Origin of the sequence: Streptomyces sp. NBC_01454, from assembly GCF_036227565.1 — a bacterium.
Taxonomy (GTDB): domain Bacteria; phylum Actinomycetota; class Actinomycetes; order Streptomycetales; family Streptomycetaceae; genus Streptomyces.
Map to the genome: position 1 here is coordinate 1,535,717 of NZ_CP109460.1, position 11,126 is coordinate 1,546,842.

The 11,126-nt window shown below is 72.2% G+C and carries 14 protein-coding genes; 13 read left to right on the forward strand and 1 reads right to left on the reverse strand.

The annotated features are described in order from the left end of the window. The first annotated feature begins 233 nt into the window (after window positions 1-233). Window positions 234-632, forward strand: coding sequence for a winged helix-turn-helix transcriptional regulator (locus OIU81_RS42245; RefSeq protein WP_443073936.1), 399 nt, complete (start codon window positions 234-236; stop codon window positions 630-632). Between the two features lie 66 nt (window positions 633-698). Here OIU81_RS42245 and OIU81_RS06555 read toward each other — a convergent pair whose 3' ends face one another. After that, complete coding sequence (locus OIU81_RS06555) at window positions 699-869, reverse strand: hypothetical protein (RefSeq protein WP_329144786.1); 171 nt, start codon at window positions 867-869, stop codon at window positions 699-701. A gap of 159 nt (window positions 870-1,028) precedes the next feature. Between OIU81_RS06555 and OIU81_RS06560 the strand changes: the two genes are divergently transcribed. From OIU81_RS06560 to OIU81_RS06615, 12 genes are all read left to right on the forward strand, one after another. After that, a complete protein-coding gene (locus tag OIU81_RS06560; protein ID WP_329144788.1) occupies window positions 1,029-1,436 on the forward strand; it encodes a hypothetical protein in 408 nt (135 codons plus the stop codon). 34 nt (window positions 1,437-1,470) lie between these two features. Next, window positions 1,471-1,863, forward strand: a complete 393-nt coding sequence (locus OIU81_RS06565) for a hypothetical protein (protein WP_329330942.1) — start codon at window positions 1,471-1,473, stop codon at window positions 1,861-1,863. Window positions 1,864-2,092: 229 nt separating this feature from the next. After that, window positions 2,093-3,904, forward strand: a complete 1,812-nt coding sequence (locus OIU81_RS06570) for a phage tail sheath family protein (RefSeq protein WP_329144792.1) — start codon at window positions 2,093-2,095, stop codon at window positions 3,902-3,904. Window positions 3,905-3,915: 11 nt separating this feature from the next. Continuing rightward, entirely contained in the window at window positions 3,916-4,437 is a 522-nt protein-coding gene (locus tag OIU81_RS06575; RefSeq protein WP_329144794.1) for a phage tail protein, read from the forward strand. Window positions 4,438-4,442: 5 nt separating this feature from the next. Beyond that, a complete protein-coding gene (locus OIU81_RS06580) occupies window positions 4,443-5,168 on the forward strand; it encodes a hypothetical protein (RefSeq protein WP_329144796.1) in 726 nt (241 codons plus the stop codon). A 1,432-nt stretch (window positions 5,169-6,600) separates the two neighbouring features. Continuing rightward, window positions 6,601-7,788, forward strand: coding sequence for a DUF4255 domain-containing protein (locus OIU81_RS06585; RefSeq protein ID WP_329144798.1), 1,188 nt, complete (start codon window positions 6,601-6,603; stop codon window positions 7,786-7,788). Then, the gene (locus OIU81_RS06590) at window positions 7,785-8,075 is read left to right on the forward strand and encodes a hypothetical protein (protein WP_329144800.1); all 291 of its coding nucleotides are present in this window, start codon (window positions 7,785-7,787) and stop codon (window positions 8,073-8,075) included. The genes OIU81_RS06585 and OIU81_RS06590 overlap by 4 nt, the downstream gene beginning before the upstream one ends. A gap of 31 nt (window positions 8,076-8,106) precedes the next feature. Continuing rightward, the gene (locus tag OIU81_RS06595; RefSeq protein WP_329144803.1) at window positions 8,107-8,748 is read left to right on the forward strand and encodes a hypothetical protein; all 642 of its coding nucleotides are present in this window, start codon (window positions 8,107-8,109) and stop codon (window positions 8,746-8,748) included. Window positions 8,749-8,778: 30 nt separating this feature from the next. Beyond that, window positions 8,779-9,108, forward strand: coding sequence for a LysM peptidoglycan-binding domain-containing protein (locus OIU81_RS06600; RefSeq protein ID WP_329144805.1), 330 nt, complete (start codon window positions 8,779-8,781; stop codon window positions 9,106-9,108). Then, window positions 9,105-10,223: a hypothetical protein gene (locus OIU81_RS06605; RefSeq protein ID WP_329144807.1), complete on the forward strand. Its 1,119-nt coding sequence runs from the start codon at window positions 9,105-9,107 to the stop codon at window positions 10,221-10,223. The genes OIU81_RS06600 and OIU81_RS06605 overlap by 4 nt, the downstream gene beginning before the upstream one ends. Beyond that, on the forward strand, window positions 10,220-10,753 hold the full coding sequence (locus OIU81_RS06610; RefSeq protein ID WP_329144809.1) for a phage baseplate assembly protein V: 534 nt from the start codon (window positions 10,220-10,222) through the stop codon (window positions 10,751-10,753). Before OIU81_RS06605 ends, OIU81_RS06610 begins: the two co-directional genes overlap by 4 nt. A gap of 18 nt (window positions 10,754-10,771) precedes the next feature. Then, window positions 10,772-11,125: a hypothetical protein gene (locus OIU81_RS06615; protein WP_329144811.1), complete on the forward strand. Its 354-nt coding sequence runs from the start codon at window positions 10,772-10,774 to the stop codon at window positions 11,123-11,125. Window position 11,126 lies beyond the last annotated feature (1 nt).

Sequence of the window (11,126 nt, forward strand, 5' to 3'; positions counted from 1 at the left end):
CTGGTGGGCTCGCAGGCCAACGGCCGGGCCCGAAGGGGCGTCGCCTGGCCCGCTCCCGCTCGCTCACTCCGCGGGGGGAGTCGAATACGGAGAGTCCGTTTTGCGTGCTATGTCGTCCACGGTAGAGGAGCGTCGTCTGGCGTCTAGGGGGTTTTACCTGCTTTTGTTGTGAGTTGCATCGCACCCGCCCAGTTCACGCGGTGGCGTGAAGGCGGAGCGCCGCTGCCGCCTTGATGCGTTCGGCCCTGACGCGTTCGGCCGCGCCCCGGGAAGAGGGCGCACGCCTGGCTCGGGGAGTCGTGCCCGGCACAATCCCCCGCCCGTCGACTCCGCCTGCGCGCGGCCGGCGAGCCTTGGCAGACCATGGCGTCCAGGTGCCGGTCCACCACCTGCTGGGTCTCGTGAAGCGCGCCGTATGGAAGCCTGCCGCTGAGCGGCGCAATGACCTCCTGCGCACGCAGCGTGCATGGATCGCCGAGTACGGCGAGGAGCCATCCGTGCGTGAACTCGCAGAGGCTGTCGGCGTCTCCCCGTCCACCGCAAGCCTCCACCTGACGCGGATGCGGGAGGACGGGATAGACATCGGAACCCGTGGAGTACGCAGTCGCCGCTGCCCGCACTGCGGACGCTGACGGGAGCCCGCCCGGCGCCCGCCCCCGAGCCAGGCCGAGGGCGGCGTCGTTGCTCGTTCGCTTCGGCTACTTGACGGGGTTCTCGTCGAGCCAGTCGGACAGTTCATGCGCGGGCCCGAGGACGTCCGGCCTGTTGGTGAACGTGTCCTCGCCGACGGCCATCCCCTTCTCCATCTTGTCGAGCAGGACGTATGCCTCCCGCCAGAAGGCCGGACTGGTTGCGGTGGATCGCCTCATCCAAGCTGCGTTCGTGGGCTGCGACCGGTCCGGGGCGGCGCCGGTTGCGGCCCGTACCCAACCGCGAAAGCATGGTTACCACGCCTTTGTGTCATATGAGCCACATGGGTTAAATGGGTTAAGGGTCCTGTAGTCGAACGGATGGGCGGGAGGAAGTCCGTGGGGAACGAAGCTCCGACATTCGACGAACTCGGCGCCGCGTCCCCGGATCTCACGGCGACGTGGGGAGCCTGGTGCCCCGAGGAGCAGGGCCAGGTCGTCCGCGATCTGGCCGGTGAAGAGGAAGCGATCGGGGCCGGTCAACAGCACAACAACGAGACCGGCCACAGCGCCCAGGCCGTCCTGGTTCCGTCCGAGTCGTTCTCCACCGCGGTGCAGAACCTCCAGTGGCCGTTCTGCATCCTCTACAACGGTCGCCGGTGGTGGTCGGTCGTCCTCGCCGCACCCAGTCCCGAGGAAGCCGCGGACGTGGCCGCTGTCTTTGTGGGGCTCCTGAACCGGACGGCCCAGGAAAACGGCTTCCCCGCCGGGTTCAGTGTGGCGAGCGGCCTCTGCGAAGCCGGCTAACCCGAGGCGAGGAGAGGACAACACCATGTCCACAGTGAACGCCAGCCCGCAGACCTTCAATGTGGTCGTCCAGCAGGTGTCGGGCACGCAGTCCAGCAAACTCGGCAGCAGCTTCAACGCCGGAAGCATCGCGCCCGTGACCGGAACGGCACTGGCCAGCCCGGGGGAGATGCTGACCGTGGACATCAAAGTCACGAACTCCCGCGGAGGAGCCAACACGGTGACGGCCACCGTGACCGACCCCTCCGGCAGCAACGGGTTCCTCGGTCAGGGGTCCCTCAGCTGGGACGACGGCGACGACGGTGCGGCATGGATCGAATTCACGGGTTTCCCGCGCCAAGCCGATCAGGTGACCGAGACAGGCGAATGCGAATACTCCCTCACGACCTCGGGCGACGACGTCTCTGTGACCGTGTTCACCATCTAGCGCGAGCATTCGCCGAGGCCCTTCCGGGGCCAAACAGCGCACGCCGCGTCACCTGATCGAAGAAGAGGTACCGGCGCCGTATGGCGCCATATGCCGCTTCTGCCTAGCGTGGCCCGTGATCACGAGCGCCGTCCCTGTCTGCTCGAGCCTGCGGCCCCGCCCGTCCGCGCAGGCTCCCCCGGCCCACCGGGGAAGAGGGCGCACCCAGGGTGGAACGAAGGGACCTTGCATGCCGGTGAACCTCACCTACCCGGGCGTCTACATCGACGAAGTCAAAGGCTCCGTCAGGACGATCACGGGCGTGCCCACGTCGGTCGCCGCGTTCGTGGGCTACGCGCCCCGGGGGCCGGTCGACCGGCCGGTGCACGTCACGAGCTGGGCCGACTACGAGACCGTGTTCGGCGGCCTGCAGATGGCCAGCCCCATGAGTTACGCCGTCTACCACTTCTTCCTGAACGGAGGGAGCGACGCGGAGATCGTCCGGGTGGTGAAGGCGGATCCGCAGCAGCGGAACACGGTCCGGTTCCCGATCACCGGCTCGCAGCGGCAGCAACTGCCCGGCGGCTCCTCCCCGCCACCACCGAAGAGCGCGAGCACGGGCCGGGGCAAGCGCACCGCCGAAGGGGAGGCCAAGGGCACGCCCGAGGGTGAGGAGGGAGGAGAGGCCAGTACCCCGGACGCGGCCGCTACCGGTCCCGCTCCTGCTCCCGCTCCACCTCCAGCTGCCAAGCCGGCCCAGGCAGCCGGGCAGCCCTTCGAGCTCCTGGCCGCCTCGCCGGGCCGCTGGGCGGAGCGCCTTGAGGTGACGATCGACCGGGACGTGGTGATGCCCGACGGGGCCGGCACGAGCGCAGCCCCGTCCTCCGACAAGCCGGTGTTCAACCTCTTCATCACGGACTTCGGCAACGGCCTGACGGAGACGTACCGCAACGTCACCACCGACCCGGACAGCCCCCGCAGCCTCGACCACGTGCTGGCCTCCTCCCAGCTCGTCCGGCTCGACCCCGACCAGGCCAACCGCCTCGCGGATGTGCTGCCCCCGGCGGGTACCAGCCAGGCCCGGCCCCTGGGAGGAAGCGCCGACGACCGACCGACGTCGATCACCGACTACACGGGCAGCGAAGCGGAGAAGACGGGCCTCCATCAGCTGCTGAAGACCGACATCTTCAACGTGCTCTGCCTGCCCGACTGCGAATGGCTCCAGGAGCAGCTGGGCGACGGAAACATCAGTGATCTGCTGACCCAGGCGGCAGGCCTGTGCGCCGATCGCCGTGCCATCCTTCTGGTCGACCCCCCAGCCTCCTGGACCGCGCCCCCGAACGGGGCTCCCGTGTCGGTGCCCCAGCTGGTCGACCAGGTGAAGAACAGCCCGGTGCTGCAGGGCGACTTGGCGAAGAACGCCGCGGTCTACTTCCCCCGTGTGCTCGCGCCGGACCCGCTGCGCGGTGGGACGCTACGGCCGTTCCCGCCCTCGGGCGTCATGGCCGGCCTCCTCGCCCGAACCGACGTGCAGCGGGGCGTGTGGAAGGCCCCGGCAGGCACGGACGCCTCCCTCAACGGCGTGGTCGACCTCGAAGTGCCGCTGACCGACGGAAACATCGGGTTGCTCAATCCGGTCGGCGTCAACTGCCTGCGACGGCTGCCGGCCGCCGGTCCCGTCGCATGGGGAGCGCGGACCCTGCGCGGGGACGACCGGCTCGCCGACGAGTGGAAGTACCTCCCCGTGCGGCGCCTGGCGCTGTTCCTCGAGGAGAGCCTGTTCCGCGGCACCCAGTGGGTGGTGTTCGAGCCCAACGACGAGCCGCTGTGGGCGTCGATCCGGCTCAACATCGGCGCCTTTATGAACACCCTGTTCCGCGCCGGAGCGTTCCAGGGCCGCACGCCCCAGGAGGCGTACCTGGTCAAGTGCGACAAGGAGAACAACCCGCAGAACGACATCGACCGCGGCATCGTCAACATCCAGGTCGGCTTCGCTCCCCTCAAACCGTCGGAGTTCGTGATCGTTCACATTCAGCAGCTCGCCGGGCAGATTCAGGTCTAGGAGGACGGCCGATGGCAGAGGTGACACGCCGGGACCCGTTCAAGAACTTCCGGTTCCGGGTGAAATTCAGCGGCGCGACCGAGTACATCGCGGGAATCAGCCGGGTCAGCGGGCTGAAGCGGAAAACCGAGGTCGTCTGGCACCGGTGCGGGGGTGACCCCGGAACCAGCCGCAAGCTTCCCGGCCGTACCGAGTACGAGCCGATCACCCTGGAGCGCGGCTGCACGGTGGACACGGCCTTCGAGGAGTGGGCGAACCGGGCCTGGAGCCTGCGCAATTCCTCGGGCGGCCTGGAGACGTCGCTGAAGGACTTCCGGCGGGACCTCGTCATCGACGTGTACGACGAGGGCGGTAAGCAGGTGCTGTCCTACTCCGTGCACGAATGCTGGGTCTCGGAGTACCAGAGCCTGCCCGAACTGAACGCCAATGCCAACGGGGTCGCCTTCGAGCACATCAAGGTGGAGCACCACGGCTGGGTACGGGAGCACACCAACCCGCCGCAGGAACCGCAGTTCACCGACACCGCGGGGTGAGGCGGGTGCCGGGGGAACTGACGGAGGAACGCGTCCTTGAGGTGTGGGAGCACGGGCTCCGGCAGCCGCCGACCACGCGGGCACCACTCCTGGCTACGCTCGCGGCAGACACGGGAGTGGAGGTCACCCGCCTTTCGCTGGCCGCGCTCAACTCCCTTCTGTTGGACCTGCGTTCCGAGGCCTTCGGCGACACCCTCACCTGTACGGCCGACTGTCCGGGCTGCGGCGAGAGCCTGGACGTCACGGTCAGCACGCGGGAACTGCGGCCCCCGGGGGTGGAAGCGGGTGGTGTGCCGGCCGAAGCCGGGACGGCGACGCTGGTGGCGCAGGGGCTCGACATCACGTACCGCGCCCTGACGGGCGGTGATCTGCTGGCCGTCGACCCGGACGGTCCGGACGCTTACTGCGCCCTGCTGCGCCGCTGCGTGGTGAGTGTCAGCCCGGCGCAGGACCCGGTGCCCGACACGGTGCTGGAGGAGGTGGGGCAGCGGCTGGCCGACCTCGACCCCGGCGCGGACACCACGGTCGCTCTGGCGTGTCCGCGGTGCCACCACCAGTGGGCGGCGGCCCTCGACATCGCCGAGCACCTGTGGGCCGACATCGACGGCTGCGCGCGCCGCCTGTTGTACGAGGTCCATGCGCTGGCGCAGGCCTACGGCTGGTCGGAGGCCGAGGTGCTGTCGGTGAGTCCGGTACGGCGGCAGTTCTATCTGGAGGTCGCCGCGCGATGACCGACTTCGTGGCCCGGTTGCTACGGGAGCCGGGACCCAGGCTGCGGCCCGTGCCGCCCCACGTGTTCGATCCGGCCGCCCCACGCCTGCGGGGTTACCGCACGCCCCGCGAGAGGCGCCGGTCCGGCACCGCGGCCGCCCCGACGACAACAGCCCCGGATCCGGGCCCCGCAGCCTCTGCCCACCACTCCGCAACGGGCTCACTGCGTCAGGGGGAGCAGGCGCCGGGTGTGGCGACCGGGGAGGGCGAGGCGACCGCCCGGACAACTGACGGGGACGGCGACCGGTCGGCCGCGTATCCGCGGACCGCCGGGCGCCGCCGGCGTGCCGATGCCGCTCCGGTCGGGCCCGGGACCAACGGCCCTACGACGACCGGGGAGCCGAGCCGGGCACCGGACCGTGGACAGGCAGCGGCCCGCCGCGGCGGCGAGGGGTGCGGCCAGGCCGTCAACGCCCCGCCCCGGGACGGCGGCCCTGCTGACTCCGGCAGCCCTGCTCGGCCGTCCGCTGCGGCCGTACACCCGCCGGTCGGCCAGGGCGTTCCGCGCACCGTCCAGCCTTCGAACGACTCCGCTGGCGGCCACCTCGGTCGCCGGCCGGACGGTCGCGGGCACCGCGCTCAGCGGGCTGCGCGGACCGGTCCGCAGAGGCGGCCGGCGGCAGGCGACCCGGTCGATGACGCAGCGGCTCCGGAAGCCGTCGCTCCCGTGGTGCCCGCGGTATCCCCTTCGTTGCCGGCTCGCCCGGCCTCCCCGCCCCTCCCCGCCACTGCATCGTTCTCCACGTCCCCGGCCGTCGGCCGGACCGGCGCGGACCACGCGCCCTCTGCGAGTCCCGGAATCCGGTGCTCGGCCCGCACGGCAGACGCCGGCCACGAAACGCCGGGCACCGACCAGTCCCCCGTCACCCCCGCGGGCACCCCGGGGCGCCCCGGGGCCGGCACCACACTTCCCACGCCCGCGGGCCTCCGACCGGGCGGCCGGAGCCCGCACGCGGCAATCCCATCGAGCGGCGACGGTGGTTTCACAGGACGCGGGCCGGCGGCCGCGGCCCACCGGTCCACCGCCGCCGAGCCGTCCCCAGCGCCCCGGCGGCCCGCCGCCACACCCGAGCCCACCCCTCCCTCCGGGCGGCCGGTCGCGCCCCCGGAGGCCGGTGCCGCCTCCCTCCGTCCTCGGTCACCGGCGTCCCCGGCCTGGCCGGCTCCCACGCCGCCTGACCCCGCCGGCCCGCCCCCTCCCCCGGACGCGCCCTCGTCCGTCGCGCGTCCGGTCGTAGAGCGGGCGGTAGACAGCGGCACGGCCGGGACGGTCGTACGGATCACCATCGACCGGCTCGATGTGCGCACCGTCGCCCCGCCGAGCACCGAGCGGCCCGGCCCCCGACGCCTGCCCCGCCTGAGCCTCGACGCGTACCTCTCGGGGAGGCAGTCGTGAGCGACTGCCGGTCCGTGGCGGCGGCGACGGAGACCCTGCGTGCCCTGCTCCAGGACGCCGTGAGCGGTACGGTTCCCGACGCCGTGGTGACAGCCAGCGCGCCTCGCGAAGCTGACGACGAGCCCACCGCTGCCGAGCTGAACGTGTTCCTCTACCGGACGACCGTCGACGGCACCTGGCGGAACACCGACCCGGTGGGTGCCCGGCCCGGTGAGACCCGCCGCCCGCCGCTGCCCCTGGTCCTGCACTATCTGCTCAGCTGCCGCGCGCCCGCCGACGCCGCGGCGACTGTCCCTCAACTGCTGCTCGGCGCGGCCATGTTGGCGCTGCACGATCGGCCCGTCCTGCCGCCCGACGAGCTGAGGGCAGCGGCCGACTTCAGCGACCTGCACCTACAGCAGGAACCGGTGCGGATCACCCCGGCCGTCATGAGCACGGAGGAGCTGACACGGCTGTGGCGGGCTCTGGGCATCGGTGACCGGCTCACGGTCGCTTATGAGGCGCGGATCGTTCTGATCGACAGCACGGTGCCGGGCCGGACCCCGCTGCCCGTGCTGCGCCGCGGGGAACTCGGCCGTGGCCCCGAGGCCGCTGCGTCGCTCGCCGCCCCCTGGCCCGCCCTCCTTGCCGTCCACCCGACGGTCGCCGCCCCGAACACCGAACTGGTGCTGACCTGTAGTGGCCTGGAGGCCGCGGCGGTGAGCGTCCACCTGACGCACCCCGTGCTCGGCGGGCCCGTGGTGCTGCCGGCGCGGGTGACCGGTGCCGGGACCGTGCGCGCCGTGCTCGGTGAGGACCACGGCGCCGGCCGCTGGTGGGTGGCCTTGGTCCTCACCGCCGCCGACGGCAGCCACCGCACCACCGGTACCCGGTTGGTGGACGTCGCCCCGCGCCTCGCCAGCCGGCTGCCGTTGACCACCGCTCTGGACGCCGGCGGCGCGATGGACCTCACGGTGGAGTGCGCGCCCAGGGTCCATCCCGGGCAGCGAGTCGAGCTGCTCGTGGGCGATCTGCCCGTGCCCGCCGAGCCCTTCACCGAGCCCACCGGGACGCTACGGTTCAGGATGGCCCAGGGCGCACCCGGGCGGTACGCGCTCCGCTTGCGCGTCGACGGGGTGGACAGCCCGCTCGTCGACGCGCGGACCGAGCGGTTCAACGCGGACACGGCGGTGGTGATCACATGACCGCGCCCCGCGTCGAGCTGCGCATCCGGCGGCTGGTGCTGCACACGGCGAACGGCCCGGCGCAGGCCGCGGCGGTGCGCGCGGCCCTGGAGGCGGAACTCGCCGAGCTGCTCTCACAGACGCACGTGGACGGGGCGCGCGACCGGCAGGTCCACCGCGCCGCCGCGTGGGCCGGGGCCGAGGCCGACCCCGCCGCCCTGGGCCGCCGCATCGCCCGTGCTGTCCACCACGCCCTGTACGCCGGAGAGCCGGGAGGTCCGCGACGAGGACCGGGAGACCCGCGATGAGGACACGACCGACAGCAGGTGATCGAGCAGCATGACCACCCCCGCGCCGCACCGCGGCGGCTTCGTCTTCCTCGACCCCGAGCAGGGACGGGTGCTGCGGGTCGTGCCCTTCCAGTACAACCCCGACCAGCTCACCCGCACGCTGCGACCGCAGGGCATCGGTGACGACCCCGGGGATCGGCTGGAGCCGCTGCGGCTGCACGGCCCGCCTCGGGAGACCTTCCACGTCGACGCGGAATTCGACGCGGCCGACCAGTGGGCCTCGACGGCCGGTCCCGAACCCCCCGCGGACACCGGCCTGTTCGGGGCGCTGTCGGCACTGGAGTTGGCGATCTGCCCCACGAGCGCGCAACTCACGCAGCAGCACGAGCTGGCTTCCCGAGGTCTGCTGGAGATCGCGCCGGTGCAGGCCCCGATGCCGGTGATGGTGCTCGGCCCGCGCCGGGTCCTGCCCGTGCGGATCATGGACTTCACCGTCACCGAGGAGGCCTACGACGGGCAGTTGAACCCGGTCCGGGCCCGGGTGTCGCTGACGGTGCGGGTGCTCACCGTCGACGATGTCGGGTTCGCCCACAAGGCGGGCGGGCTGTACCTGCGCTACCAGCAAGGCAGGGAACGGTTCGCGGCACTGGTCGGCTACGGCCCCGGAGCGGTCGGCTACCCGGGCCGGTGAGCGGAGCGGTATGACCCCGAGGAGGACAACATGTTCGAGCCCGGCAGCAGGTACCACGGGATTGCCACGACGGTGCACACCAACCCGGACGGCCGGCGGGTCAGCCATCTGCGGCGCCGGTTCCTGCCGCAGCCGGAGGAGCTGGCGACGGTCGGCGTGCACGTCGTGGCGGCCGGGGACCGCCTCGACCGGATCGCGGCCCGCCACTACGGCGACCCGGAGCAGTACTGGCGCATCGCCGACGCCAACCGGGCGCTGTGGCCAGGGACGTTGACCGCGGTGCCCGGCCGGCGGTTGCGCCTCACCCTGCCCGCCGGTGTGCCGGGAGGCCGCGCCTCCGACGGAGCCGGGCGGCCATGACGACCGGTCTGCACCTGATGCTGCTCACCGGTGACACGGTGCCCGAGCCCGCCCCGGCCGCGCTCATGGACGCCCTGCACCATGTGCGGGTCACCTCCGCCTCCGGCGTCACGAACGGCTTCCAGCTGACCTTGGCTCTGAGCCCCCGGTCCCAGCTGCGGCAGGCGGTGACGCCCGGCGGAGCGCTCGGGGTGAAGAAGCGCATCGTCGTGGCCGTGGTCCTCGGGGGCCGCTGCCAAGTGCTCATGGACGGGCTGATCACCCGGCAGGAGGTGCACGCGGGGCAGGCGCCCGGTTCGTCGTTCCTCACGGTCACGGGCGAGGACCTGTCGCTGCTGATGGACCTTCAGCACGTGCGGCGCGCCTATCCCGGGCTGCCGCCCCACCTGCGCGCGGTGACGGTGTGCGCCCGGTACGCGCAGTACGGGATCACCCCGCTGGCCGTGCCGCCGGTCCGCACCGACCAGAGCGACCCGGCGGTGGCGATCCCCGTGCAGGTGGCGACCGACTTGGCCTACCTTCGCGCGACGGCCGCCGACGTCGGACACGTCTTCCACCTCGAACCGGGGCCGGCGCCGGGGCTGAGCACCGCCTACTGGGGCCCGCAGAAACGCGAGGGTGACGCACAGCCGGCCCTCACCACGGACTGCGGCGCCGCGGACAACGTCGAGGAGCTGAGCTTCGCCTTCGACGGGCTGTCCGCCACGCGGTACGGCACCCACCATGTGGACCCCGTCTCGCGGACCGTCTCGGAGGTCGTCCCGCCCCGACCGCAGGTGCTGCGCCGGAGTCTGGCCGCGCGTCCGGCCCCTGACCTGTGCGAGCGGCCGTTGACCGGCCAGACCGGGCGGTCACTCACCCAGGCCCAGCTGGCCGGGCTGGGCCGGGCGGTGACCGGCGACCCGGTCACCGCCCAGGGGACGCTGGACGTGCTGCGCTACGGCCATGTGCTCAGCGCCCACCACCTGGTGGGCGTGCGCGGGGCCGGGCCCGCCTACGACGGGACCTACCTCGTACGCGGTGTCACCCACGACCTCACCAGGAGCACATACCGGCAGCACTTCACCCTGGCGCGCGACGGCCTGGTCTCCGACACCCAGGTGGTGAGCCCGTGACCGTGGAGACGGTGCGGCAGTGGCACGGCCTGTACCAGGGCATCGTGGTCTCCGCCATGGACGAGTCAAGAGCGGGACTGCTGCAGGTCCGCGTTCCGGAGGTGCTGGGTGCGGACGTCTGCGTGTGGGCGGCTCCGTTGACCCCGCTGGCCGGGGCGGACTGCGGCATGTACGTGGTGCCGCCGACCGGGGCGGGGGTGTGGGTGCAGTTCCTCGACGGGGACCCCGACCGGCCGGTGTGGGTCGGTTTCTGGCGGGGCGGGCCCGGGGATGTGCCGTCGGCCGCCCAGTCGGCGGATCTGGGCACGCCGCAGATCGTCCTCGCCACGCCCGCACAGAGCGCCCTGGTCATCAGCGACCAGCCGGGGCCCGCGGGCGGGATCAGGCTGCAACTGCACGGCAAGAACGGGCCGTTCATCACCATCAACGAAACGTTCATCGAGATGTCCTGCGGCGGGCCCGAAGGAGCCAGCATCAAGCTCATGGGCACGCAAGTCATCATCAACGGCGGCGCTCTGATGGTGCAGTGAGGAAGAGCGAGGAAACGGATGCCCGGACTGCTGCTTCACTACGGCGCCACGATGATGTGCGCCCATCCCCCCGGCCAGGTCACCATCCCGGCGCCTGCCCAGCAGCGGGTGCTGGTGGGCTCGTTGCCCGTCGCGACCGTCGCCGACACGTTTCTGGTGGCCGGGTGCGCGTTCCCGGCCATGTCGCTGGGGGCTCCGCCCTGTACCAGCATCACCTGGCTCCAGACCTCCAGCCGGGTCTTCGTGCAGGGCCTGCCCGTCCTGCTCCAGCCGACGCCGCCGCCGAGCCTCGCCCCGGCGCTGGGCGTCGGCACGCCGCCGCCCAACCCTCCGATGGTGATGGCCATGCAGTGCAGGGTCTCGGGGATGTGAC

Coding starts and splice junctions, on each gene's coding strand:
- OIU81_RS42245 (WP_443073936.1), top strand. CDS start 234: ATGCGTTCGGCCCTGACGCGTTCGGCCGCGCCCCGGGAAGAGGGCGCA.
- OIU81_RS06555 (WP_329144786.1), bottom strand. CDS start 869: ATGAGGCGATCCACCGCAACCAGTCCGGCCTTCTGGCGGGAGGCATAC.
- OIU81_RS06570 (WP_329144792.1), top strand. CDS start 2,093: ATGCCGGTGAACCTCACCTACCCGGGCGTCTACATCGACGAAGTCAAA.
- OIU81_RS06575 (WP_329144794.1), top strand. CDS start 3,916: ATGGCAGAGGTGACACGCCGGGACCCGTTCAAGAACTTCCGGTTCCGG.
- OIU81_RS06590 (WP_329144800.1), top strand. CDS start 7,785: ATGACCGCGCCCCGCGTCGAGCTGCGCATCCGGCGGCTGGTGCTGCAC.
- OIU81_RS06595 (WP_329144803.1), top strand. CDS start 8,107: ATGACCACCCCCGCGCCGCACCGCGGCGGCTTCGTCTTCCTCGACCCC.
- OIU81_RS06600 (WP_329144805.1), top strand. CDS start 8,779: ATGTTCGAGCCCGGCAGCAGGTACCACGGGATTGCCACGACGGTGCAC.
- OIU81_RS06605 (WP_329144807.1), top strand. CDS start 9,105: ATGACGACCGGTCTGCACCTGATGCTGCTCACCGGTGACACGGTGCCC.
- OIU81_RS06615 (WP_329144811.1), top strand. CDS start 10,772: ATGCCCGGACTGCTGCTTCACTACGGCGCCACGATGATGTGCGCCCAT.